The sequence below is a fragment of the Streptomyces ambofaciens ATCC 23877 genome, from assembly GCF_001267885.1.
GTDB lineage: Bacteria > Actinomycetota > Actinomycetes > Streptomycetales > Streptomycetaceae > Streptomyces > Streptomyces ambofaciens.
This window is the reverse complement of record NZ_CP012382.1, coordinates 769,515-792,338: the sequence shown is the minus strand read 5'-3', so window position 1 is coordinate 792,338 and position 22,824 is coordinate 769,515. Positions and strand designations below refer to the sequence as shown.

The window sequence follows — 22,824 nt, the reverse complement described above, 5'->3', positions numbered from 1 at the left end:
GGGGTCACGCCTGCTGTTCGCCGGCCAGTTCCTTCATGTCGACGGTCTGGTCGGCGGGCGGCTGCTCGGGGCTCACCGGCTTGCCGTAGTCGCCGAAGGTGACGCTGCCGGGGTTCTTGCCGCCCTCGGTCTCGGACTTGAGGATGTACGGCTCGCCCTCGGTGGCGACGTACAGCGCGAGCGTCTCGCCGGAGGCGTTCTTCTTCGTCAGCCGCAGCGCCTCCTCGCCGTTCACCTCGGTCGTGTCGCCGCGCTTCATGCCCTGGCGCTCGGACTTGTCCTCGTCCATGGCGGCGATGAAGCCCTGCTTGTCGCAGACACCGGCGGTCGCGGCGTCGTTCGCCGGCATCTTCACCCACTTGCCCTGGAGCTTCGGCGCCATCTTCCGCGCCGCGTCGGGCTGCTGCTTCAGCGCGTTCTGCCAGTACTGCTCGTCCCCGCGCAGGAAGAGGGTCGCCTCGGTGTGCCGCACGTCCGCGCGGGTGTCGGCGGCGCCGATGGTGCCCTGGCAGTTCTTCTCCCGGTCGACCGAGACGTCGATGGTGACCGTGCTGCCGTCCTCCAGGCGGGTGTCGCCCTTCACGTGCATGGACTTCGCCTGCCGGGTGGCCTCGACCGCCTTCGCGGCGATGTCGTCGGCACTCTGCCCGTCGAACGGTTCGCTCTCGCCACCGGAATCGCCGCCGCAGCCGGCCAGTAAGGCGATGGAGACGCTCGCGGTCGCCACAGCGGTCGCTACCTTGATGCCGCGCACTGACAGCCCCTTCCCATGTCTGCTCATGACCGTCAAATCCCTTGGTATCCCGATGTGTTGGCACCGGGACGTTCCGACTACCCCGAATATCCACGACATGCACACGAGGGAGGACCGGTGACGACCGTGTGAGGGTGAGGGCGTCGATTGGTCCCCGAAGCCGCCCCGGAAGTGGACCCCGTGGCGGGCCGTCGCGCTCTCTAGCGTCGTCGTCATGAACGCCACCACCACGCGCGGAGCCCTGCTCGCCGCGCTCGCCTGTGTCCTCGTCGGCGGGTCCTTCACCGCCAACAGCCTCCTCGGCGACTATCCGTACGCGGGGGGACAGTTCCTCCGCTACGGCCTGGCCTTCCTGCTGCTGGTCCCGTTCGCCGGCCGTGGCGCGGCGGCGCGGCTGCGCGCCCTGGGCACCGGCCGGTGGCTGCGCCTCGCGCTGCTCGCGGCCGTCGGCATGGTCGGCTTCAACCTGGCCGTGCTCGCGGCGGAACGCAGTGCGGAGCCGGCGGTCCCCGGGGTCTTCGTGGGCTGCGCGCCCGTGGTGGTCGCGGTCGTCGTCCCCCTGCTGGACGGGCGCCGGCCGCAACGCGTCGTGCTGTACGGGGCGTCGCTCGTGGCCCTCGGGGCCTTCACGGTCCAGGGCTGGGGGCGCACCGACGGCGCGGGCATCGCCTTCTCCGTGTGCGCCCTGGTCGGGGAGGTGGGTTTCGCCGTCCTCGCGGTGCCCGTGCTGCGGCCGCTCGGCCCCCGGTTGCTGTCCACGGTGGTGTGCGGCGTCGCGGCGGCCGAGTCGGCGGTCGTCGGTGTGCTGGCCGACGGCGCCGGCTGGCTGCGACGACCGGACACCGCCGAGACCGGTGCCCTGCTGTGGCAGGCGGTGGTGGTCACCGTCGTCGGGTTCGTCTGCTGGTACATGGGCATGCAGCGGATCGGCGCGGAGCGGGCCACGCTGTACTCCGGCCTGATCCCCGTCGCCGCCGCCTGCACCGCGCCGCTCGTCGGCACGGGCTCCTACGGCGCCGCGCAGGCCGTGGGCAGTGCCCTGGTCTGCGCCGGTGTCGCCGCGGGGTCGGGCGCGTCACTCCGGTCCACCCGCCGCAGCGGTGCGCCGGCGACGTGTCAGCGGACCTCGGAGCGCTCCTTGGAGAGGCTGTAGAGGTCCTTCGAGGTGGTGATGAGTTCCCGCCGTTCCTGCCGTTCCCGCCGTTCCTGCCGTTCCCGCCGTTCCTGCCGTTCCTGCCGGGAGCCGACCATGGGCTGCGAACCGCTCGTTGCGAGGAGCCGGCGGGTCAGCCCCTCGCGCACCTGTCGCGGCATGTTCGCGACCGTACTCGGAATCTTCGCCCGGCCCGGAGGGCCGGACCCGCCGTCCGGCTTCGCGTCCTCCACGCTGTCGCCTCTCTCTTGCCTCACCACAGTTCGCCCGAGCGAATTCTGCGCCGCAGTGATCGTTCGGCGCATGCCGGAGCTGCTGCCCGGGTTCACGCCCGCCCGCACTCGTGGCCCCCGGCGGACGACCGCCGGGGGCCACGAGTGCGGGCGGTACGGCTCAGGGCTGTACGGACATGCTCCAGCAGTTGGAGCCCGCCGGCTTCCCGGAGAGCCGGTCGGTGAGCCAGGAGATGGCCTTGCCCTGGTCGGCGAGGAGCGGGGCGAAGTGGTTGAGCAGTCCGCTGCCGACGTCCGGCAGCACGACCGGGTCGTAGGTGACCTTCGCGCCCGCGCCGCACCAGTCGACGGCCAGTTGGCGGGACTGTCCGTGGGGGACCAGGTCGTCGCTGACGCCCGTGGCCACGCGGACGGGTCCGGCCGGCTTGAGCGAGCCGATCCGCTGTTCGGCCAGGAAGGCCTGGAGGGCCGGTTCGGCACGGATGATGTCACCCAGCGACTGTCCGGTCTTCGTCCATGCCGTGCTGCTGTCGCCCCCGTACCCGAAGAGCGCGTCGCCGACGCACATGGTCGACAGGTCCTTCAGCGCCTCCTGGCCCGCGGCGTTGACGTACCGGTCGGCGATGGGCCGCAGGGCGGGCTCGGTCTGCAGGAAGCCGTTGAGCGACCACCCGAGGGCCCCCGCCAGGTCGCCGCCGTCGATCGCCTCGGTGACCTTCGTCAGATCGGCGGGCGGAGCGCCGGCGTAGGTGCCCGCCAGCGGGACGTCCGGGGCGTAGGACGGCTGGAGCTCGGCCGCCGCGGCCGTCGCCCCGCCGCCCTGGCTGTAGCCGAAGAGGCCGACCCGGGAGTCGGGGGTGACCGACGCCGAGTCCAGGGAGCGTGCGGCGCGCACCGCGTCGAGCACGGCGTGCGCCCCGTCGACGCGGTTGACGTAGGTGTGCAGCCGGTCGGTGGTGCCGAGGCCGACGTAGTCGGTGACGACGACCGCGACACCGCGCAGCAGCAGCCGGTAGACGGACAGGTCCTCGTAGCCCACCGAGACCGTCTCGCCGTTGAGCAGCAACGGGTGCTCCAGGGCCATGGAGGCGGCGCACTGGTCGCCCTGGCCCATGGTGCCGGGCGCGACGGCGACCAGGGGCCGGGGTCCGTCGCCGCGCCACTTCGCGGCCGGCTCGATGTAGGCGCCGGTCACGGCGACCGGTTCGCCGTTCGCGTCGGTGGACTTGTACATCATCCGGGTGGCCCGCCCCGGGAGGGGGCCGCCGAGGCTGGGCAGGCTGAGCGCCAGGTGCAGCGGCTCGCTGCGGATCAGCGCGCCGTCGGCGTCGGGCAGCGTGGACGGCGGGGTGTAGAAGGCGGGGATCTCGACGCCGCGGGACACCTCCGTGGTGCCGGGGGCCGACCCGTCGGCCGCGGCGGCCGGGACGGCCTGGGCGCCGAGGGCGAGGGCGACGGTGACCGCCGCGGCGAGCGTGCGGGGGCGTGGGGGCATGGCGAACCTCCTGAGGAAGGGCCGGAACCGGTCGTCCGCGGTCCGGGGGAGAGAGGGCCGTGGTCGCGCTGCTCCTGTGGGGTGACGGGACCGTACCCGGCCAGGAGTTACCGTGGGTAGCACCCTGCTTATTACGGTTGAGTAACTTGACGCTCTGTCTAACAGGGGTGATCCAGGAAAGGTTGACGAAATTGTTGACGATACGTCTCCGGCCGCCAACCCCCGCTGAGCGTGGTCGGCCACCTCACGGCCGCCCTGGAGAACCTCGGCGACGACGTCGACACCTCCATGTACCGGGACGGCGGCCACGGAGCGAACCTGGACGCGCCCGACTTCGTCGCGTGGCTCGGCAGGACCTGCGGCGGCGTCGGGCAGCGGCCCGGTGTGCGGCTAACGGCGGCTGCGGACCAGGAGGTACAGGAAATACGGCGTGCCGATGACCGCCGTCATGAGACCCGCGCCGAGCTGGGCCGGGGCGATCACCGTGCGGCCGATCAGGTCGGCCGTGCACACGAGGACGGCGCCGAGCAGGAGCGCGACCGGCACGACCCGCGCGTGCCGTCGTCCCACGAGGGCACGCGCCGCGTGCGGGGCCACGAGCCCGACGAACGCGATGGTGCCCGCGCAGGCCACGGCCGTCGAACTGAGCACGACGCTGAGCAGCAGGAACCCGAGGCGTCCCGGACCCAGCCGCAGGCCCAGCAGCCGGGGGGTGTCCTCGTCCAGCGAGACCAGGTCCAGCTCGGTGCGCCGGACGACGGCCACCACGATGCCGACGGCCAGCGCCAGCGCCACCGGCGCGATGTCGGGCATCGTCCGCCCGTAGGTCGAACCCGACAGCCAGGTCAGTGCCTTGGTGGCGTTGAACGGGTCGGTGAGCACGATCAGCAGACTGATCAGCGCTGTCGTCGCGGCGGCGACGCCGATGCCGACGAGGACCAGCCGGTTCTGCTGGAACCCGCCGCGGGCGGCGAGCCCGAAGACCAGGACCGCGGTGAGGCCGGACCCCGCGAACGCGGCACCGGCGACCCCCCAGGTCCCGGCGACCGGCGCGGTGGTCACCAGGATCACGGCGCCCAGCGCGCCGCCGCCGGTGACTCCGAGGACGCTCGGTTCCGCCAGCGGGTTGCGGGTCACGGCCTGCACCAGCGTGCCGGCCAGGGCGAGCGCCGCACCGGCCGAGAGCGCGGCGAGCACCCGGGGCACCCGGGTGTCCAGGACGAAGGACACGGTCCGCCCGGCCCTGCCCTGCGCCCAGTTGACGACGTCACCGAGCAGCAGCTTGCTGTCGCCCACCAGCACGGCGGCGATCACCAGGCCGACCAGGACGGTCACCAGGACGGCCAGGGTGGCCAGGAACACCGCCCGGCTCGGGATGCGCAGCCGGTCCGGGGCGCCGGACCCGGCGGTGTCGCGCAGCCGCAGCGCCATGGCGACCAGGAAGACGGCACCGACCAGGCTGGTGACCACGCCCGTGGGCACCGCCACCGACAGGTCGTCCGTGATCAGCCACCGCAGCAGCACGTCCGAGCCCAGCACCAGGGCCATGCCGGTCAGCGCCGCCGCCGGCATCGACGTACGGGAGCGGGCGAAGCCCCGGAAGCGGCGGGCGAGCGGGCGGACCAGCGCGGGGGCGCACAGGCCGACGAAGCCGATGGGCCCGGCGAGCGTGACCGCGGCCGCCGACAGCAGCGCCGCCAGGACCACGACGGTGACGCGAGTGGCCCGGACCGGGACGCCCAGTCCGCGCGCCGCGTCGTCGCCGAGCGCCAGGGCGTCCACCCGACGGGCCGTCAGCATCAGGCCGACGAGCCCGACGAGGGCGATCGGCAGCATCTGCAGGACACCGTCGAAGCCGTTCTGGGCGATGCTGCCCTGGTTCCACTGGTAGAGGCCCTCGGTCTGCTCGGGGAAGAGCAGGAGCAGTCCCTCCGTCATGGAGTTGAGGCCCAGCATCAAGGCGGTGCCGGCCAGGACGAGCCGGACGGTGCCCGTGCCGAGGCCGGACAGCCCCAGCACCACGGCCGCCGCCGCCAGGCCGCCGAGGAACGCCACCCCGGAGGAGGCGATCATCGGCAGTGAGAGGCCGGTGGCGCCGGCCAGCCCGAGCGCCAGGTAGGACCCGGCGTTCACGGCCAGGGTGTCGGGGGAGGCCAGCACGTTGCGGCTGACCGCCTGGAGCACCGCGCCGGCCATGCCGAGAGCGGCGCCGACGAGGAGGCCGGCGGTCATCCGCGGCAGGCGCGAGGCGATGACGACCGACGCGTCGTCGGGGTCGGCCCGTCCGGTCAGGGCCTTGAACACTTCGGACGGGCCGACGGCGGCGGTGCCCTGGGCGATGTCGACGACGGCCAGGGCGGCGACCAGCAGGACGAGCCCGGCCGTCACCGCTGCCGCGCCCGACCGGGGCGTGGGAGCCTTCGTCGAGGGACGGGCAGCGGGTTCGGTTGCGGTGACGGCCATGGCCTCGCTACTTCGTCAGCGCGCCGACGAGGGCGTCGATGTACGCCTCCATCGACCCGGGACCACCGAACATCCAGATGCCGTCGTCCAGCCGGTGCACGTCGCCGGCCTTGACGAAGGGCAGGGACTTCCACACCGAGTTCTTGGCCAGTGCTCCGGTGAACGGCGTGGCGCTCGGGTCGTCCTCGTTGCCGATGTAGGCGAAGTGCACGTCCTTCGGCAGGGCGGTCAGCCCCTCCACGTCGGTGGTGCCCAGGCCGTAGGCCTCGTCACCCTTCACCTTCCAGGCGTTGGTGAGGCCGACCGCCTCGTTGACCTCACCGATGAGGGAGGTCGCGGTGTAGGGGCGCACCGAGACCTGGTTGGAGGCGACGTAGCCGTCCGCGAAGGCGATCTGCTCGCCGGCCAGCCCGGCGTCGGTCAGGGCCTTCTTGCCCTCGGCGACCTTCGCCTCGAAGCCCTCGCGCAGCGACTCGGCCTTGTCCGTGGTGCCGGTGGCCTTGGCGATCAGGTCGACGTTCTCGAGCATCTGCTCGATCTGGCCGGTGCCGTCGGCGGACGTGACCGCCAGCACCGGGGCCACCTCGCGCAGCTGCTTCACGGCGGCGGGGGGCAGGTCCGTGGTGGCGACGATGAGGTCGGGCGCCAGGGAGGCGACGGTGTCCATGCTCGGCTCGCCGCGGGTGCCGATGTCCTTGGGGTCGTTCTTCAGCGGAACGGCGCTGTCCCAGGTCTTGTAGCCCTTGACGTCCGCGACGCCGACCGGGTCGACACCCAGCGAGACGAGGCTCTCGACGACGTTCCACTCGGTGGCGACGACCTTGGTGGCCGGGCCGTCGAGCTTCACCTCGGTGCCCTTGCCGTCCTTGAGCGTGATGGCCTCGGAGGCCTTCTTCTCGGACTTGTCGGCGGCGGGCTCGGTGGTGCCGCAGGCGGCGAGGGTGAGCGCCGCGGCGGTGGTGGCGGCCGCGGTGAGCAGGAGGCGTCTCATGAGGTGGTGCCGAGCCTTTCGGTTCGTATGTGGTGGCGGCCGATCGGGCGGGTGCGCAGTCGGCCGGTGAGGGGGTCGGTGTCGACGTCGATCCGGATGCCGTAGACGGCGCTCAGCCGTTCCGGCGTCAGCACGTCCTCGGGCGGGCCGTCGGCGACGATCCGGCCCGCTTCGAGGAGCGTGATCCGGTCGGCGACGGCCGCCGCCTGGTCGAGGTCGTGCAGGACGACGCCGACGGCGATGCCGTGGTCGTCGGCCAGGTCGCGGACGAGGTCGAGGAGTTCGACCTGGTAGCGCAGGTCGAGGTAGGTCGTGGGTTCGTCCAGGAGCAGGACGCCGGTCTCCTGGGCGAGACAGCTCGCGAGCCAGACCCGTTGCAACTGCCCGCCGGACAGGTGGTCGGCGCCGCGGTCGGCGAGGTCGGCGACGCCGGTGAGTGAGAGCGCCCGGTCGACGGCGGCCGGCCCGTCCGGATCCGGCCGGCCCCAGCGGCCCCGGTACGGGTAGCGGCCGAACTCGACGACGTCGCGCACGGTCAGGCCGCCCGGGGTGGGACGCGCCTGGGTCAGCAGGGCGACGTACCGCGAGAACTCACGGGACGTCAGGGCCAGCCCGTCGGTGTCGCCGTCGATCCTGAGCGTCGCGCTGCGGGCCTTCTGCAGCCGGGCGACGGTCCGCAGCAGTGTCGACTTGCCGCTGCCGTTCGGCCCCACCAGGACGGTCACTTCACCGGGCCGCAACCCGACCGCCGCGTCGTGCACCACGTCGGTCCCGTCGTACGCGACGGTCACACCCGTGGCCGACAGCTCATGTCCGCGCAGGCGCGGGCTGCCGGCTGCGTCTTCACCAGATCTCACGAGGCGAAGGTTAGCCTAACCTAAAAAGTGCTGGTAGAGACGGGGGTCACACCATGTGCGGGCGGGCCGCGCGCCGTCCGTTCCCGGGTCGGCGCGCAGGTGTCAACTCGCCTGCCAGGACTCGGGTTTCCACAATCCCGCCCGGTTCAGGGACTGGGGGCAGTGCAGATAGATCTCGTCGATCTCCAGAAGGAGCGCGAGATCCGGGCGCCGGCCGTCGCGGGCCATCGCGTCGAAGAACGGCGCGTCGGTGAGGATGCGGGCCCGGCCGTTGATCCTCAGCACGTCCTTGCCGCCGGGGATCAGGTAGAGCAGGCCGGCGCGCGGGTTGTCGAGGATGTTGTGGAAGCTGTCCCCGCGCCGGTTCCCCGGCCGGTCGGGGAGGGCGAGGGTGCCCGGCCCGAGGACGTGCGTGAAGCCCGGGGCGTCGCCGCGCGGTGAGACGTCGCAGTTGCCGCGGGCGTCGGAGGTGGCCAGCAGACAGAAGGGGGAGCGGGCGAGTATCCCGAGGTCGTCGTCGGTCAGGCGGTCGTGGACCTTGTCGATGACGAGCGGCCAGGGCTCGCCCAGCAGCTCGCGGAGTTCGGCGCGGGAGCCGAGTTCGACCCAGCCCTCGTCGGTGCCCGCGGCCGGCCGGTCTCCGGGCGCGTCGATGGTGTGCGGCAAGGCCGGCTCCCCAGGTGTGTGCGTCCCGCGGGTGCGTTCCTCCGGCGGGTGGTTGCACAGGCAACATTATCTGACGTTAGGTCTACCTAACCCGGCAGCGTGCAGAGGACGCTGCGATGCCGCGGGACGCGAAGGCTTCTCCCCGTCAGGACGTCTCCCCGTCAGAAGGCGTAACGGATGCGCAGCCAGGGCGCGTGGGCGTCGACCAGCGCACGGAGCCGGGCGATCGCGTCGGCTTTCACGCCGTTGCGGTACCGCACGTTCAGCGCGCCGTTCTCGGAACGCTTGGCCTGCTGGAGGTCCGGGCGCCACAGCACCTCCTCGGCACGGGGATGCCAACCGAGGTTGACCTCGTGCAGCTCCCGGTTGTGCGTCAGCATGATGACCTCGGCCGCGGCCTGCCGCTTCACCCGGTCCGGCAGCACGTCGTCGAGGTGCCGCAGCAGCTCCGCCCAGGCCTCCTCCCAGCCCGGCCGCACCACGACGGGGGAGAGGTTGAAGTGCACCTCGTACCCGGCGTCCAGGAAGTCGCCTGCCGCGGCGATGCGCTCGGCCACCGGCGAGGTGCGCAGGTCCAGCAGCCGGGAGTCGTCCGGCGGCATCACGGAGAAGCGGACGCGGGTCCGGCCGCGCGGGTCGAGGGCGAGCAGGTCGGGGTTGACGAACTTGGTCGCGAAGGACGCCTTGGCCGTCGGCCACTGCCGGAAGGCATGGACGAGGTCCGCCGTGTTGTCGCAGATCAGGGCGTCCACCGAGCAGTCGCCGTTCTCACCGATGTCGTAGACCCAGGCCTCGGGGTCGCACTGGTTCGGCTCGGGCTTCGGACCCTGCCGGGCGATGTGCCGCCCGATGTGGGCGATGATCCGGTCGATGTTGGTGAAGACCGTGACGGGGTTGGCGTACCCCTTGCGCCGGGGCACGTAGCAGTACGCGCAGGCCATGGCGCAGCCGTTGGAGGCGCCGGGGGCGATCCAGTCGGCGGACCGGCCGTTGGGCCGGGTGGCCGGCGACTTCCGCTCGCCCAGCACCAGCGTCTCGCCCTTGACCCGCACCCAGCGTTCCACGTTGCCCTCGTTGCCGTGCAGGCCGGGGATGCGCCAGTGGGAGTCGACCTCGATCACGCGGGCCTCGGGGAACCGGGCCAGGACCTGCCGGCCGCGTTCGGACGCCGCTGCCGCCGGCTCGGCGTACATCTCCCGGACCGGCAGCAGACGGCGGGCGGTGGCCGAGTCCCGGAAGAGCGGTCCCGCGGGCGCGGGGGCCGGCGGGCCGGGGACGAGTGCGTCCAGGCCGAACAGGGTGCCGGGGCCGTCGTCCGGTGCGGTGGACGGGTCGTGCATGCGGTCTCCGGAGCGAGGGTGCGGAAGGACCGGACGGCGGTGTCACGGTCCCCGTCCCCCCACTGTACGAAGCGCGCGGCGACGACGGCCGTGTCACGCGCCCCGTCGGGGGCATACGCGTGGCACGGCACCGATACGGTGCGAGGAATCCGAAGGGGTGTACACCGTGCTCGCCATCATCGCGGCGGTTCTGTTCCTCATAGCCTGGCTGATCAACGCGGCGGAGGTGTCGACGAACGACGTCTTCACCTCCACCAACGTCATGCTCGTCGGCCTCGCCCTGCTGGCCCTGCACGTCGCCGGGATCGGCAGCGGCTGGGCGGCGCGGGGGCGCCGTCGCTGACCCGCCGGCCACGCCCCGGTCAGGGGATGCGGGCGACGCCCGCGTAGATGCCGCTCTCCTCCGGCGCGGGCCGCTCCTGGTCCGCGCCGTACCACTCGGTGGCGGTGACCAGCCCGGGCGGCAACAGCTCCAGTCCCTCGAAGAAGCGGGCCACCTCCGCCCGGGTGCGGAAGCCCAGGCGGATGCCGCCCTTGGCGTACTGGGCGATCACCTGCTCCGCCAGCTCGGGGAAGAGGTCGATCGCCGCGTGCGACAGGATCAGGTGGCTTCCTGACGGGAGGGTCTCGACCAGTCCGCGGACGATGCCGTGGGCGTCCTGGTCGTCCGGTACGAAGTGCATCAGGGCGATCAGCGAGAGAGCGACGGGCCGGTCGAAGTCCAGGATCTCCCGCGCGCGGCGCACGATCTCCCCCGGCTCGCGCACGTCGCCCTGGATGTAGTCCGTGGCGCCCTCGGGGCTGCTGACCAGCAACGCCTCCGCGTGCCGCAGCACGATCGGGTCGTTGTCGGCGTAGACGACCCTGGCGGCCGGAACCGTCCGCTGGACGATCTGGTGGAGGTTGGGCTCGGTCGGGATGCCCGTGCCGATGTCCAGGAACTGGTCGATGCCCCGGGCGGCCAGGTGCGCCACGGCACGGTTCATGAACGCGCGGTTCTGCCGCGCCGCGTCCCGCGCCTCGGGAGGCAGCGTCTCGCCCACCGCCTCGTCGACGGGGTAGTTGTCCTTGCCCCCCAGCAGCCAGTCGTAGACCCGGGCCGGGTGCGCCCGGCTGGTGTCGATGAGGGGAGGCTGGGAATGGTCCGTCGTCATGGCAGGCTCCGTGGTCCGGGAGGTGACGTTTCGCCGCGATTTTCGATCATCGTACTGCGCCGCGACGGGTGCCATGAGCCCGACGGACGGCCGGAGTTGACGGCGGTGACGCGATCACTCCCCGGCCCGGCGCGCGGTGCGGGGCGGGCGGTGGACCCACTCCCGGTCCGCGTCCGTGATCTCGCGTATCACCCGCGCCGGGCTTCCGGCGACGACCACCATGGGCGGCACGTGGGCTGTCACCACACTGCCCGCGCCGACCACCGATCCCCGGCCCACGGTGACGCCGGGCATGAGCACCGCGCCGGCCCCGATCCACACGTCGTCCTCGATGCGCACCGGCGCGGAGAACTGCGTTCCGTCCCTGCGCAGGTCCGGGTGGACGGGGTGCCCGGTGGTGCTGACGGTCACGTGCGGGGCGAACATCACCCGGTCCCCGACGAAGACCTCGACGTCGTCGACGAGGGTGAGGCCGAAGTTGGCGTACACGTCGTCGCCCAGGTGCACTCGGTTGCCGTAGGCCACGTGCAGCGGCGGCTCGATCCACACGCCGCTGCCCACGGAGGCGAGCAGCTCCTTCAGGACGGCCCGGCGGCCCTCCTCGTCCCGGGCCCCGGTCCGGTTGTAGGCGTCGGCCAGCTCCTTGCCGCGCAGACGCTCCTCCGCCAGCCCCTCCAGGCCCGGCGCGCCGTCCGAGTAGAGCTCGTGCGCCTCCATCCTGCGGCGGACCTCGGTCTCGCGCGGGTCGGTCGTCATGTGTCCTCCTCCAGGCGGTGCGTGCGGGGGGCGGCCCCGACCGCACCGCCTCCCGGGCGGGAGGAGCGGTGCGGTCGGAGCCGTAGGCGAGTGAGGGGTGTCAGCCGGTGTGCCGGGTGGTCACGTCGGTCACCGTCCAGCGCTGGTTGGCGCCGGAGTTGGGCGGCCACGTCGTGACGGCGGCACCCTCGTGCGTCGCCTGGCCGCCGACCTCGAGCAGGCGCCCGGTGCCCGCGTTGACCAGGGTCCAGGTGCCGTCACCGGTGGTCGACATGATCCATTCCGCGGCCCGGTCGCGCTTGCCGGTGTCGGGTTCGGTCACCGGGACGTCGTCGCGCACGGCCAGCCGCGTCCCGTCCTGCGGGTTGGTGAACACGTGGCGGTCGAGGACGCCGCTGTCCTGGCGCACCGCGCTCAGCCGCCACCGCTGGGCGCCGGCGCCGGCCTCGGTGCCGAGGACCAGGTCCGTGCCGTTCTCCCCGACGGTGACGGCCTTGCCGCTCTGGACGCCGGTCAGGGTGTAGGTGTGGCCCTTGCGCAGCGGGGCGGCGTCCTTCGCGACGCCCGAGACACCCTTGATCGCGAAGGAGGTGACGGACTGGGCCGGCACGGTGACGGTGGCCGTGCGGTCGCTCACCCTGACCGGGGCCTGCCGTACGAGCTTGCCGTCGGCGCTGGTCACGACCGGGGTGACGGTGGCCCCACGGCTCACGTCGCGGAACTTCGACAGGTCGACGGTGACCGTGCGGGCCTCGCCGGTGCGGTTGACGTGGACGAGCGAGGCGCCCTTGCCGTCGCGGGTGACGGCGGCGGCGCTGGAGGTGTCGTCGGTCCTGATGAGCCGGTCGCCGGGCTTGATGAAGTGGGTGAAGTTGCGCGCGGTGTCGAACTTGGTGTTGGTGCGGATCGGGCACGTCTCGAGGGTGTCCTCGGCGGTGCAGTCGAACGGGAGCTGGATGCTGCCCCAGTTGCCGCCCTTCGCCGACTCACCACCCGGCTTCATGTTGTCGTAGTCCTCGACGGGCTGCCAGAACACCCAGGCGCGCGGCTCCAGTTCACGCAGATCGTCGACGATCTGCTGGGCGAGTCCGAGGCCGGGCCGCATGTCCTCGAAGTCCTGGCCGTCGCCCCAGTCGCCGCCGACCTCGCTCATCCACAGCGGCTTGTCCGCGGCCTTGGACAGGTCCCGCACGGTGGTGCGCTGCCCGGTGCCGTAGGTGTGGACGTTCATCTGGTCGACGAGGTCGCGGTCGGCCGGCGCGTAGGCGTTCCAGTTCTGCGCGAAGGTGCCCGGGTTGGTCTCGTCCATCGCCGAGATGTCCGCCCCGACCTTCGCCTTCCTCAACGCGGGGGCCAGGGCCCGCAGGACCTTGCGCTGGAGCTCGGGCCCCATGTGGGCGCCCTCCTGCCGACCGCCGACGGGCTCGCCGTCCGCGCCCAGCCGTGTGCCCCAGTACGAGGTGTTGGGCTCGTTGAACGGATCGACGGTGTCGACCTCGATGCCCTCCGCCTTCTCCAGCCGCCGGGTCGCCCCGGCCACGTAGGCGGCGAAGTCGTCGACCGACTCGGACTTCAGCTGGTCGGCCGAGGAGTCGAAGCCGCCGGAGACGTAGCCGCTGACGGTCATGAACCAGGGCGGGGAGTTGCTGAACGTCTCCCAGTGGTCGATGTCGTCCTTGATGCGCTCGACCCACCAGCGCTGGGTCGCGTCGGCGTCCTCGTTCCAGTCGGCCGGGTCGTCGGCGCTCCACCAGTCGGTGTCCTCGCGGGTGGTGCCCGCGGGCGCCTTCCACCAGCCCTCGACGGCGCCGCCGGCCCGCAGGTAGTCCCGGACGTCCGGCGCGTTGCCGCCGCCGATGTTGTAACGGGCGATGTTCAGCCCCAGGCCGTCGTCGCCGAAGAGGAGCCGGGCCAGCTTCTCCCGGATCTCGGACGGGTAGTCGCCGGTGGCGTTGGCGAACCAGACCAGGCTGGTGCCCCAGCCCTCGAACCTCTCCTGCTGGTACGACGGGTCCGGCCGTACGGTGACCGAGGCGGCGGCCGCGGCGGGTTCGGCCTGGGCGGGGACGCTGATCAGGGCGGCCCCCGTGGCCAGGGCGGTGAGGGCGGCGGCCCCGAGGAGGCGTCTGCTGCGGGTACGGCGTGCCATCGTGTGCTCCCAACGGGAAGGTGTGGTCGCTGCGGTGGCCCCTGCCGCCGGTGTCCGGGCAGCAGGGGGCGGCCTCGGAGCGGTCGGTGCGCTCCGAGGAGTCGTGAGAGGCGCGGGTGAGCGCTCAGGCGGCGGACGTGCGCAGCACGGCGACGTCCCTGGGGCCGAGGACGACGGAGCCGTCGCCTCCGGTGGCGCCCACCAGGACCTCGCCGGCGAGCCCGGGGACGGTCACGGCCTCGTCGGTCCGGTTGACCAGGAACAGGAACCGGCCGCCGGGGCCGCGCCGCACGGTGGCCTCCACCGATCCGTGGACGGCGGCGGGCAGCTCGCTCGTCACCCCGGCCGGTTCGAGCAGCCGCGGCAGCAGCGAGGCCAGACCCTCGGCGCCGAGCCGCGTCGAGACGTAGGCGGCCGAACCGCTGCCGGCCGCGCGCCGGGTGACGGCCGGGCGGCCCGCGTGCGGGCCGGTGCGGTAGCCGGCCAGCACCTCGGTCCGCGGTGCGGTGACCGTGATGTGGTCGGTCCACAGGGTGCCGGTGCTCGCGTCGTCCAGCTCCACGGACTGCCCGGCGGGCAGCGGGCCGAACTCCTCGACGCGGATGCCGAGCAGGTCCCGCAGGGCGCCCGGGTAGCCGCCGAGCCAGATGTGGTCGTTCTCGTCGACGACACCGGAGAAGTACGTGGTGACCAGGTGGCCGCCCTGCTCGGCGTAGCGGGTGAGGTCCTTGGCGAGCTCGGCCGGGACCAGGTGCAGTACGGGCGCGATCAGCATCCGGTGGCGGCTCAGGTCGGCGCCGGTGGTGACGACGTCGGCGCGGACGCCCAGGGAGAGCAGCGCGGAGTACCAGTCGAGCGCCTCCCGGTGGTAGTCGAGCAGCGACGTGGGGTGCGAGTCCTGCTCGCTCGCCCACCACGACTCCCAGTCGAAGAGGATGCCGACCTCGGCGGGCTCCCGCTCGCTGCCCGCGACCGGCGCCAGGGCCTTCAGGGTGTCGCCGAGCGCGGTCACCGCGCGGAACAGGTCGCTGTCGGCGCCGGCGTGCGGGACCATCGCCGAGTGGTACTTCTCGGCGCCGGCCGCGGACTGGCGCCACTGGAAGAAGCAGACCGCGTCCGCGCCGTGGGCCACGTGCGTCAGCGAGTCCCGGGCCAGCTCACCCGGTCGCTTGGCCAGGTTGACCGGCTGCCAGTTCACCGCGCTCGTCGAGTGCTCCATCAGGAACCAGGGCCGGCCGCCGGCGATCCCACTGGTGAGGTTCGCCGAGAACGACAGCTCGTCGCGTTCCCGGCCGCTCGGCACGACGTAGTGGTCGTTGGCGACGAAGTCCACCTCGTCCGCCCAGTCCGCGTAGTTCATGCCCTTGGTGCCGGGCATCACCATGAAGTTGGTGGTGACGGGGACGTCCGGGGTCAGCTCCCGCAGCACCCGGCGCTCCGCGCGCAGGTGGTCCTTCAACGCGTCCGACGAGAAGCGCTTGAAGTCCAGCTGCTGGGTCGGGTTCGGGTGGGAGGCCGCCAGCCGCGGCGGCAGGATCTGCTCCCAGTCGCTGTAGCGCTGCGACCAGAACGCCGTACCCCAGGCGTGGTTGAGGGCGTCCAGCGTGGTGTACCGCGCGCGCAGCCAGTCGCGGAAGGCGCGGGCCGCGTCGTCCGAGAAGTCGTACACGTTGTGGCAGCCCAGCTCGTTGTTGACGTGCCAGGCGACCAGGGCCGGATGGCCGGCGTAGCGGGTCGCCATCTCCCTGACCAGGCGCAGGGCGTGCTCGCGGAAGACCGGCGAGGTGGGGCGCCAGTGCTGGCGAGCGCCCGGCCACAGCGTCTCGCCCCGGTCGGTCACCGGGAGGATCTCCGGATGCGCCGTGGTCAGCCACGGCGGCGGGGACGCGGTGGCGGTGGCGAGGTCGACCCCTACGCCGTTGCGGTGCAGCAGGTCCATGACGTCGTCCAGCCAGGCGAAGTCCCAGACGTCGGGCCCCGGCTGGAGCCGGGCCCAGGAGAAGATGCCCACGGACACGATGTTCACGCCGGCCTCGCGCATCAGCCGGACGTCCTCCTCCCACACCTCCCTCGGCCACTGCTCGGGGTTGTAGTCGGCGCCGAAGCCCAGACGGGGGACGGGCGCACCGTCCGCCCCGTCCTGGAGACGGGACAGGAGGGTGGAGATCATGGCGGTCCTTCCGGTGGGGTGCGTGCGGGGCGGGGGCGGCACGTACATCACTCCGTCCCCGCGGGCCGCGTCGCGTTGCTGCCGTTGCTGCTACTTGCCTACGGTGAAGCCCTGCTCGTTGCCGTACTTGACGGACGCCTCCTGCCAGGACCGCAGTCCCTCGGTCAGCGTGGTGCCGGACACGTAGGCCTTGCCGACGGTGTCGTTGAAGATCGAGTTCGCGTACACCTGGTAGGGCAGGTACGACCAGTCGTCGGGGACGCTCGCGGCCGACTCGGCGAAGATCTTGTTGGCCTTCTGGCCGCCGAAGTAGGGGAACGCGGTCTCCTGGAACTTCGTGGACTGCAGGTCCGCGGTGGTCGCCGGGAAGGCGCCGTTGCCGAGTCGGGTCTGCACGCCCTTGCCGGCGTTGGCGTACTCGACGAAGGCGTAGGCCAGCGCCTCGTTGTCGCCCAGCTCGGGCAGGGCGAGCGCGCTGCCGCCGTTCTCGGCGCTGGTCTTCCCGCCCGTCTTCCACTGGGGCAGCGGGGCGACGCGCCAGTCACCGGCGGCGTTCTTCACTCCCGAGGCGAGGTTGGCGGGCATCCAGGCGCCGGTGGCCAGGGTCGCGATGGTGCCGTCGCCGAGGCCCTTGTACCACTCGTCGGTCCAGCTGGTGACGGGAGCGAGCAGCTTCTCGTCGATGAGCTGCTGCCAGGTGTCGGTGAAGGTCTTGGCGCCCTGGTCCGAGAAGTCGATCTTCACCTCGGTGCCGTCGACCGTGTAGGGGCGCGAACCGGCCTGCCAGAGCATGCTGGTGGCGAAGCCCGCGTCACCGGTGTCCGCGGTGATGTACGCCTTCGGATCGGCCTTGCGCAGCTCGCGGGCGGCGTCCAGGTACTCGGCCCAGGTGGTGGGCACCTCGATGCCGTGCTTGTCGAAGACGGTCTTGTTGTAGAACAGGGCCATCGGGCCGGAGTCCATCGGCAGGGCGTAGACGCCCTCGCCGCCGGCCCGCACACCGTTCCACGGGCCGGGGGAGTACTGCGCGGAGAGCTTGCCCGCGCCGAACGCCTTGAGGTCGGTGAGCTGCTTGGTCAGGGCGTACTGGCCCATGGCGTAGTACTCGATCTGGGCGACGTCGGGGACGCCCTTCTTCGCGGAGATCGCGTTCTGCAGCGCGGTGTACTGGTCGTTGTTGGTGCCCGCGTTGACGAGCTCCACCTTGACGCCGGGGTGCTCCTTCTCGAAGTCGGTCGCCACCTGTTCGAGTGTGGGCTCCCACGCCCAGACGGTGATGGTGCCGCCCTTCTTCAGGGCGGCTTGGACGTCCGCCGGGGAGACCGCCTTCTGGTCCGGGTCCCCGTCGTCGGAGCCGCCGCAGGCGGTCGCCCCGAGGGCGAGGGTGCAGACGAGGCCTAGGGCGCGCAGCAGGCGGCGCGAGTGCTTGGGCATGGGTGTGCTTCCACTTCTTCGTGGCCGGGACCGGCACCGTTGAGGGTTGGAGGGGCGGGGGAGGGTTACTCCTTGACGCTTCCGGCGGCGAGTCCGGACTGCCAGTACTTCTGGAGCAGCAGGAACGCGGCGATCAGCGGCAGGATGGTGATGAGGGAACCGGTGACGACCAGGTTGAAGACGGCCTCACCGCCGGCGGTCGCGGCCTGGGCGTTCCAGCTGTTGAGGCCCAGGGTCAGCGGATACCAGTCGGGGTCCTTGAGCATGACCAGCGGCAGGAAGTAGTTGTTCCAGGTCGCGACCATGGTGAACAGCAGGACGGTGACGATGCCGGGGGCCAGCAGCGGCAGGGCGACCCGGAAGAAGGTACGCACCTCGCCCGCGCCGTCGATGCGGGCCGCCTCCATCAGTTCGGTCGGGATGGCCTCGCTCGCGAACACCCACATCAGGTACAGGCCGAAGGGCGAGATCAGGGACGGGATGATCACCGCCCAGGGCGTGTTGGTGAGCCCCATCTCGCTGAACATGAGGAAGGTGGGCACCGCCAGCGCCGTACCGGGCACCGCCACCGCGCCGATGACGACGGCGAAGACGGCCCGTCGGCCGGGGAAGTCGAACTTGGCGAGCGCGTAGCCGCCGAGCACGGCGAGGAAGGTGGCCCCGCCCGCGCCGAGCACCACGTACAGCAGGGTGTTCAGGAGCCAGCGGGTGAAGACGCCGTCGTTGTAGGTGAAGGTCTCGCTGATGTTCTCCCACAGCGCGAAGTCGCTGTCGAACCACAGGCCGAAGGAGCGGGACAGGCCCTCCTGCGTCTTGGTGGCGCTGATGGCGAGCCAGACCAACGGCACCAGGCTGTACAGGAGCACCAGCCCGGTGAGGACGGTCAGCAGGACGCTGCGCCGGGGCCTGCCGGGGGAGTGCCGGCGCCGTGGGGTGCGCAGCCTGGGGGTGGAGCCCGAAGCGCCGGACGGCGCGGTCGCGGAACGGTCGGAGACGGTGACGACGGGACTGGTCATCGCTGCTTCACACTCCCTTGCGCATGCCGCGCAGCTGGACGACGTAGGCGATGACCATGGTGATCAGCCCCATGACGATGGCGACCGTCGCGGAGTAGTTGTGCTGCTGGCCGTTGAAGGACAGCGAGTACGTGTAGAAGTTCGGCGTGTAGTCGGTGGTGAGGGCGTTGGGGGCCAACGGCTGCAGGATGCTGGGCTCGTTGAAGAGCTGGAAGCTGCCGATGATCGAGAAGATCGTCGCGATCACCAGGGCCCCGCGGATGGCCGGGAGCTTGATGGCGGTGATCACGCGGATCTGGCCGGCGCCGTCGATCTGGGCCGCCTCGTACAGCGAGTGCGGGATCACGCGCAGCGCCGCGTAGAAGATCAGCATGTTGTAGCCGACGAACTCCCAGGTCACGATGTTGCCGATGGAGGCGAGCACCAGATCGGGGGAGAGCGGGTCGGGCAGCGAGACGCCGAGCGCGCCGTTGATGTCGCCGACCAGGCCGAAGCGGGTGCCGTACATGAAGCCCCACATCAGGGTGGCCACCACGGCGGGCACGGCGTACGGCAGGAAGATGGAGATGCGGAAGAAGTCCCGGCCGTACAGCCGTCCGCTGTCCAGCGCCAGGGCGACCAGCAGCGCGATGCCGAGCATGATCGGCACCTGTACCGCCAGGAAGAGCGACACCCGGCCGATCGCGGCCCAGAACCGGTCGTCCTGGAGCGCCTGGGTGTAGTTGTCCAGACCGACGAACGTGTTCCCGCCGATGAGCTGGTCGCGGAAGAGGCTCAGGTACACCGAGTACGCGATCGGCGCGAGGAAGACCAGGGCGAACACGGCCACGAAGGGGCCGAGGAAGCCCCACCCCGTCCAGGAGCGGCGGTCCCGCCTCGTCGGGGGCGGGGCGGGCCGCGGCTCGGCGGCCACCGGCTCTTGCAGCGTCGTCATGTCGTTCCTCGCTCGTCCACGTCCTGGAACACGGGCGTCGGCCGGACCGTGCTCTCCGCGGGCCGCGCCCCTTGATGTTTACGCAAACACCGACCGTCTGAACAGGGGGCGGTGAGTGCTATGTTTACGTAAACATCCGGTGGCGGCATGTCTACACTGCCCCGATGACGACGGTCAAGGGTCCCAGGGGGCCGGGACCGTGCGGCGACAGAGAGGTGGCGGACGGCGAGTGGGCATGGCAGAGAGGGCCACGGCGGACCCGCCGGTACCGGCCGCGGGCACGAGACGGAGCCGCGGCGGCGTCGGCCGGACGGCCTCGATGGCGGATGTGGCCCGGCTGGCGGGAGTCTCCTCGCAGACCGTCTCCCGCGTCTCCAACGGCTATGCGGGAGTGAACGAGGAGACCCGGCGGCAGGTGCTGGCGGCCATGAAGGAGCTGGGCTACCGGCCCAACAGCGCGGCCAGGGCCCTCAAGCGCGGCGAGTTCCGCACCATCGGGGTCATCACCTTCTCGCTGGCGACCACGGGCAACGTCCGGACCCTGGAGGCCATCGCGACCTCGGCGGCGGCCGAGGGCTACGCGGTGACGCTGCTGCCGGTCGCCGTCCCGACCCAGGACGAGGTGCGCGGCGCGTTCTCCCGGCTGGAGGAGCTCGCCGTCGACGCGGTGATCGTCATCATGGAGGTCCACCTGCTGGACGCGGTGACCCTTCAGCTGCCGCCCCACGTACAGGTCGTGGTGGTCGACTCCGACGCCGGTGAGCACTACACGGTCGTCGACACCGACCAGGCCGGCGGCACCCGCGCCGCGGTGCGCCATCTGCTGGAGCTCGGGCACGAGACGGTGTGGCACCTGGGCGGCCCCGAGGGCTCCTTCGCGGCGCAGCGCCGTACGGACGCCTGGCGGCGCACGCTCACCGAGGCCGGCCGCACCCCGCCGCCGCTGTTCCGGGGCGACTGGTCGGCCGAGTCCGGCTACCGCGCCGGTCTGGAGCTCGCCGCCCGCGAGGAGTGCACGGCCGTCTTCGCGGCCAACGACCAGATGGCCCTCGGCCTGATGCGCGCCCTGCACGAACGCGGCCGGCGGGTCCCCGGGGACGTCAGCGTCATCGGCTTCGACGACATCCCGGAGGCGGGCTCCTTCCTGCCGCCGCTGACCACGGTGCACCAGGACTTCGCCGAGGTGGGCAGGCTCTGCGTGCAGGCGGTGCTGCGCAAGATGCGTCAGGAGGGGCCGGAGCGGGGCACGACGCTGGTGCCGACCCGGCTGGTGACCCGGGCGAGCGCGGCGCCGCCGCCCGTGCGGGGGTGACCGGGACGGTCGGCCTTCGCGAGGGGGGTCAGTCCCGGTCGACGCGGTCGATGTTCCGGGTCCACCAGTGGTGCTCGCAGAACCAGTGGCCGACCATCGCACCGCCGAAGACGACGAACCCGACCCCGATCAGCCAGGACTCCACCACCAGGACGATGCCGACCGTGCCGTAGCTGATCGCGTTGTCGAGGATGAGCGGCGTGAAGACGAGGTAGGAGAAGCCACGCAGGCCGATCAGGCCCACCACGGTCGCGATCGCCCCGGGCAGCAGGTCCCGCCAGCGCACCTGGCTGCCCAGCAGGAAGTGCTGACCCCACCAGAAGAACAGGATTCCCGTCGCCGTGGACAGGGCGATCCGCAGCGACCCGTGCAGGGCGGTCCGCGTCTGCACCTCCTGGTAGAGGTAGGCGGTCAGCGCGATCACCCAGGTCAGCTGCCGCCAGACGCGGTGCCACGGGCCGGAGGGGAGCTCCCAGATGCGCTCGTAGCCGTTCTGCACGCTCGCCGCGAAGGACACGCCGAAGACCGCGAGCGCGATACCGCCCCACACGCTCGTCGTGCCGACCACTTTGGGCGGTGGACTGAAGATGTCGGTCAGCACACGGGCGGACCGGCCGGACAGTCCCATGCCGTCGGACAGCCAGGAGGCGAAGCCGCCGCGTCCCAGCGGGTCGAAGGCGGCCACCACGATCAGCAGTGGCGCCAGTGTGACCAGCGCGAGGGTGGCGAATCCCATGGCCCGGTGCATCAGCTCCAGGTCCCGGCCCCGCCGGACGAGGGAGGACGCGGCCAGCCGGTCCCACACTCGGTGGAACGGCTGCCAGAACCGGTTCACGGGAAGCTCCTCGGGCGGTCCCCTCGATGGCGCGCGGACGCGCAACTGAGTGACCCGCGCGGCGACCGGACAAACGTGCCGCCCCCCGGACGCCCGTCGCTGCCACCCGGACGGCCTTCGCCCGGGTCCGGGCGGTGAGGTCGCCGACGCGGGATCGGTGGGCGGTGGGGTGGTCGGCGCGGGGGCGGTGGGCCATGGGACGGACGGTGCCGGATCGGTGGGCCTGCGGGACGGCCGGAGCGGGATCGGTGGCCTGCGGGGTGGACGGTGCGGGTGCGCTGGGCCTGCGGGACGGCCGGTGCGGGATCGGTGGGCCCGTGGGGTGGCCGGTGCGGGTGCGGTGGGCCCGTGGACGGACGGCGCGGGATCGGTGGGCCCGTGGGGTGGACGGCGGGGGTGCGGCGGCCGTCCGGGGCTGGCCCGGCGCGGTCCTTGAAGCGGGCCACGCGGGCCCCGGCCCCACTCACCGGGCCCCGACCCCACTCACCGGGCCCCGACCCCACTCACCGGGCCCCGGCCCCACTCACCGGGTCCCGCGGGGTCCCACTCTCGTGGTCCCAGGCGCGCTCACGCGGCCCCGTTCCCCCTCCCGCGGCCCAGATCGCGCTCACGCGGCCGGGCGGCGCGGAAAGGACCCGTCTCCCGGCCCGGGTCAGGGGTCCGTGCGCTGCTGCTCGCGCATCCGCTCGTTGTGCCAGGCGATGGCGGCGCGTATCTGCGGCTCCTGGAGGCCGGTCCGGCAGCCGAGCTGGTCCATGGAGAGCGCCGTCGGGCCACTGGTCAGGGCGCGGGTGAGCTTCGCGGCCCACAGCTCCTCCGTCACGAAGGGCCGGTGCGCGTAGCCGTCCTTGATCACGTCGAAGTGTTCGTCGCAGCACGCGGTGATGCGGCGCAGCCCGTCGAAGCAGTCCTCGGTGGCGTGCGCCGCCGAGGAGTCCGGGACGTAGCCGCCCACGGACTCGTCCGCGGGGAAGACCCTGGCGCACAGGTCGCACAGCTCCACGGGGACCGGCCTCGCGGCCCGACGGCTCTTCCTGCCCTTGCGCTTCCACATGGCGCCTCCCGGGGTGCCACACAGCAGTGTCGACGCCGGTGTGCCGATTCGGGTTCGG

The 22,824-nt window shown here is 72.2% G+C and carries 20 protein-coding genes; 3 read left to right on the top strand and 17 right to left on the bottom strand.

All coding sequences use genetic code 11. The features are described 5' to 3' along the window. Nucleotides 1–4: 4 nt before the first annotated feature. A complete protein-coding gene (locus tag SAM23877_RS03555) occupies nucleotides 5–754 on the bottom strand; it encodes a hypothetical protein (RefSeq protein WP_053126832.1) in 750 nt (249 codons plus the stop codon). Nucleotides 755–968: 214 nt separating this feature from the next. Between SAM23877_RS03555 and SAM23877_RS03550 the strand changes: the two genes are divergently transcribed. Then, nucleotides 969–1,907, top strand: coding sequence for a DMT family transporter (locus SAM23877_RS03550; RefSeq protein ID WP_053126830.1), 939 nt, complete (start codon nucleotides 969–971; stop codon nucleotides 1,905–1,907). On the opposite strand, the gene SAM23877_RS37095 is transcribed toward SAM23877_RS03550, so the two are convergent. From SAM23877_RS37095 to SAM23877_RS03520, 7 genes are all read right to left on the bottom strand, one after another. Next, nucleotides 1,871–2,068, bottom strand: coding sequence for a hypothetical protein (locus tag SAM23877_RS37095; protein ID WP_162492081.1), 198 nt, complete (start codon nucleotides 2,066–2,068; stop codon nucleotides 1,871–1,873). The two genes, SAM23877_RS03550 and SAM23877_RS37095, sit on opposite strands and share 37 nt — an antisense overlap. A 232-nt stretch (nucleotides 2,069–2,300) precedes the next feature. After that, a complete protein-coding gene (locus SAM23877_RS03545) occupies nucleotides 2,301–3,635 on the bottom strand; it encodes a lipase family protein (protein ID WP_053126828.1) in 1,335 nt (444 codons plus the stop codon). A gap of 390 nt (nucleotides 3,636–4,025) precedes the next feature. Continuing rightward, nucleotides 4,026–6,098: an iron ABC transporter permease gene (locus tag SAM23877_RS03540; protein ID WP_053126826.1), complete on the bottom strand. Its 2,073-nt coding sequence runs from the start codon at nucleotides 6,096–6,098 to the stop codon at nucleotides 4,026–4,028. Between the two features lie 7 nt (nucleotides 6,099–6,105). Continuing rightward, nucleotides 6,106–7,089, bottom strand: coding sequence for an ABC transporter substrate-binding protein (locus tag SAM23877_RS03535; protein WP_053126825.1), 984 nt, complete (start codon nucleotides 7,087–7,089; stop codon nucleotides 6,106–6,108). After that, a complete protein-coding gene (locus SAM23877_RS03530; protein WP_053126820.1) occupies nucleotides 7,086–7,946 on the bottom strand; it encodes an ABC transporter ATP-binding protein in 861 nt (286 codons plus the stop codon). Before SAM23877_RS03530 ends, SAM23877_RS03535 begins: the two co-directional genes overlap by 4 nt. Nucleotides 7,947–8,048: 102 nt before the next feature. Beyond that, nucleotides 8,049–8,612, bottom strand: coding sequence for an MSMEG_1061 family FMN-dependent PPOX-type flavoprotein (locus SAM23877_RS03525; RefSeq protein WP_053126818.1), 564 nt, complete (start codon nucleotides 8,610–8,612; stop codon nucleotides 8,049–8,051). Between the two features lie 161 nt (nucleotides 8,613–8,773). Next, the gene (locus tag SAM23877_RS03520; RefSeq protein WP_053126816.1) at nucleotides 8,774–9,952 is read right to left on the bottom strand and encodes a spore photoproduct lyase family protein; all 1,179 of its coding nucleotides are present in this window, start codon (nucleotides 9,950–9,952) and stop codon (nucleotides 8,774–8,776) included. 166 nt (nucleotides 9,953–10,118) lie between these two features. Here SAM23877_RS03520 and SAM23877_RS03515 point away from each other — a divergent pair, with 166 nt between their 5' ends. Then, nucleotides 10,119–10,295: a hypothetical protein gene (locus SAM23877_RS03515; protein WP_174532189.1), complete on the top strand. Its 177-nt coding sequence runs from the start codon at nucleotides 10,119–10,121 to the stop codon at nucleotides 10,293–10,295. A gap of 19 nt (nucleotides 10,296–10,314) precedes the next feature. On the opposite strand, the gene SAM23877_RS03510 is transcribed toward SAM23877_RS03515, so the two are convergent. From SAM23877_RS03510 to SAM23877_RS03480, 7 genes are all read right to left on the bottom strand, one after another. Further along, on the bottom strand, nucleotides 10,315–11,106 hold the full coding sequence (locus tag SAM23877_RS03510; RefSeq protein ID WP_053126812.1) for an SAM-dependent methyltransferase: 792 nt from the start codon (nucleotides 11,104–11,106) through the stop codon (nucleotides 10,315–10,317). A gap of 114 nt (nucleotides 11,107–11,220) precedes the next feature. Further along, nucleotides 11,221–11,862: a sugar O-acetyltransferase gene (locus tag SAM23877_RS03505; RefSeq protein WP_053126810.1), complete on the bottom strand. Its 642-nt coding sequence runs from the start codon at nucleotides 11,860–11,862 to the stop codon at nucleotides 11,221–11,223. Nucleotides 11,863–11,962: 100 nt separating this feature from the next. Continuing rightward, nucleotides 11,963–14,011, bottom strand: a complete 2,049-nt coding sequence (locus SAM23877_RS03500) for a glycoside hydrolase (RefSeq protein WP_053126808.1) — start codon at nucleotides 14,009–14,011, stop codon at nucleotides 11,963–11,965. Between the two features lie 124 nt (nucleotides 14,012–14,135). After that, nucleotides 14,136–16,181, bottom strand: a complete 2,046-nt coding sequence (locus SAM23877_RS03495; protein ID WP_053126806.1) for a beta-galactosidase — start codon at nucleotides 16,179–16,181, stop codon at nucleotides 14,136–14,138. A 90-nt stretch (nucleotides 16,182–16,271) separates the two neighbouring features. Further along, nucleotides 16,272–17,615: an ABC transporter substrate-binding protein gene (locus SAM23877_RS03490; protein ID WP_053126804.1), complete on the bottom strand. Its 1,344-nt coding sequence runs from the start codon at nucleotides 17,613–17,615 to the stop codon at nucleotides 16,272–16,274. A gap of 65 nt (nucleotides 17,616–17,680) precedes the next feature. Then, nucleotides 17,681–18,631, bottom strand: coding sequence for a carbohydrate ABC transporter permease (locus SAM23877_RS03485; RefSeq protein ID WP_053126802.1), 951 nt, complete (start codon nucleotides 18,629–18,631; stop codon nucleotides 17,681–17,683). 7 nt (nucleotides 18,632–18,638) lie between these two features. Further along, nucleotides 18,639–19,565: a carbohydrate ABC transporter permease gene (locus SAM23877_RS03480; RefSeq protein ID WP_053126800.1), complete on the bottom strand. Its 927-nt coding sequence runs from the start codon at nucleotides 19,563–19,565 to the stop codon at nucleotides 18,639–18,641. A gap of 319 nt (nucleotides 19,566–19,884) precedes the next feature. Between SAM23877_RS03480 and SAM23877_RS03475 the strand changes: the two genes are divergently transcribed. Further along, nucleotides 19,885–20,877 carry a LacI family DNA-binding transcriptional regulator gene (locus tag SAM23877_RS03475; RefSeq protein ID WP_053126798.1) on the top strand — a complete coding sequence of 331 codons (993 nt, stop codon included), beginning with the start codon at nucleotides 19,885–19,887 and terminating at the stop codon, nucleotides 20,875–20,877. A gap of 28 nt (nucleotides 20,878–20,905) precedes the next feature. Here SAM23877_RS03475 and SAM23877_RS03470 read toward each other — a convergent pair whose 3' ends face one another. Continuing rightward, entirely contained in the window at nucleotides 20,906–21,712 is an 807-nt protein-coding gene (locus SAM23877_RS03470) for a ribonuclease BN (RefSeq protein ID WP_053126796.1), read from the bottom strand. Nucleotides 21,713–22,364: 652 nt separating this feature from the next. After that, nucleotides 22,365–22,766: a hypothetical protein gene (locus SAM23877_RS03465; protein WP_053126794.1), complete on the bottom strand. Its 402-nt coding sequence runs from the start codon at nucleotides 22,764–22,766 to the stop codon at nucleotides 22,365–22,367. Nucleotides 22,767–22,824: the final 58 nt, after the last annotated feature.

Excerpts from the sequence above, each read along its gene's own strand:
- SAM23877_RS03550 (WP_053126830.1), top strand. The coding sequence starts at position 969 with ATGAACGCCACCACCACGCGCGGAGCCCTGCTCGCCGCGCTCGCCTGT.
- SAM23877_RS37095 (WP_162492081.1), bottom strand. The coding sequence starts at position 2,068 with ATGCCGCGACAGGTGCGCGAGGGGCTGACCCGCCGGCTCCTCGCAACG.
- SAM23877_RS03545 (WP_053126828.1), bottom strand. The coding sequence starts at position 3,635 with ATGCCCCCACGCCCCCGCACGCTCGCCGCGGCGGTCACCGTCGCCCTC.
- SAM23877_RS03540 (WP_053126826.1), bottom strand. The coding sequence starts at position 6,098 with ATGGCCGTCACCGCAACCGAACCCGCTGCCCGTCCCTCGACGAAGGCT.
- SAM23877_RS03535 (WP_053126825.1), bottom strand. The coding sequence starts at position 7,089 with ATGAGACGCCTCCTGCTCACCGCGGCCGCCACCACCGCCGCGGCGCTC.
- SAM23877_RS03520 (WP_053126816.1), bottom strand. The coding sequence starts at position 9,952 with ATGCACGACCCGTCCACCGCACCGGACGACGGCCCCGGCACCCTGTTC.
- SAM23877_RS03510 (WP_053126812.1), bottom strand. The coding sequence starts at position 11,106 with ATGACGACGGACCATTCCCAGCCTCCCCTCATCGACACCAGCCGGGCG.
- SAM23877_RS03505 (WP_053126810.1), bottom strand. The coding sequence starts at position 11,862 with ATGACGACCGACCCGCGCGAGACCGAGGTCCGCCGCAGGATGGAGGCG.
- SAM23877_RS03500 (WP_053126808.1), bottom strand. The coding sequence starts at position 14,011 with ATGGCACGCCGTACCCGCAGCAGACGCCTCCTCGGGGCCGCCGCCCTC.
- SAM23877_RS03495 (WP_053126806.1), bottom strand. The coding sequence starts at position 16,181 with ATGATCTCCACCCTCCTGTCCCGTCTCCAGGACGGGGCGGACGGTGCG.
- SAM23877_RS03490 (WP_053126804.1), bottom strand. The coding sequence starts at position 17,615 with ATGCCCAAGCACTCGCGCCGCCTGCTGCGCGCCCTAGGCCTCGTCTGC.
- SAM23877_RS03485 (WP_053126802.1), bottom strand. The coding sequence starts at position 18,631 with ATGACCAGTCCCGTCGTCACCGTCTCCGACCGTTCCGCGACCGCGCCG.
- SAM23877_RS03480 (WP_053126800.1), bottom strand. The coding sequence starts at position 19,565 with ATGACGACGCTGCAAGAGCCGGTGGCCGCCGAGCCGCGGCCCGCCCCG.
- SAM23877_RS03475 (WP_053126798.1), top strand. The coding sequence starts at position 19,885 with ATGGCGGATGTGGCCCGGCTGGCGGGAGTCTCCTCGCAGACCGTCTCC.
- SAM23877_RS03465 (WP_053126794.1), bottom strand. The coding sequence starts at position 22,766 with ATGTGGAAGCGCAAGGGCAGGAAGAGCCGTCGGGCCGCGAGGCCGGTC.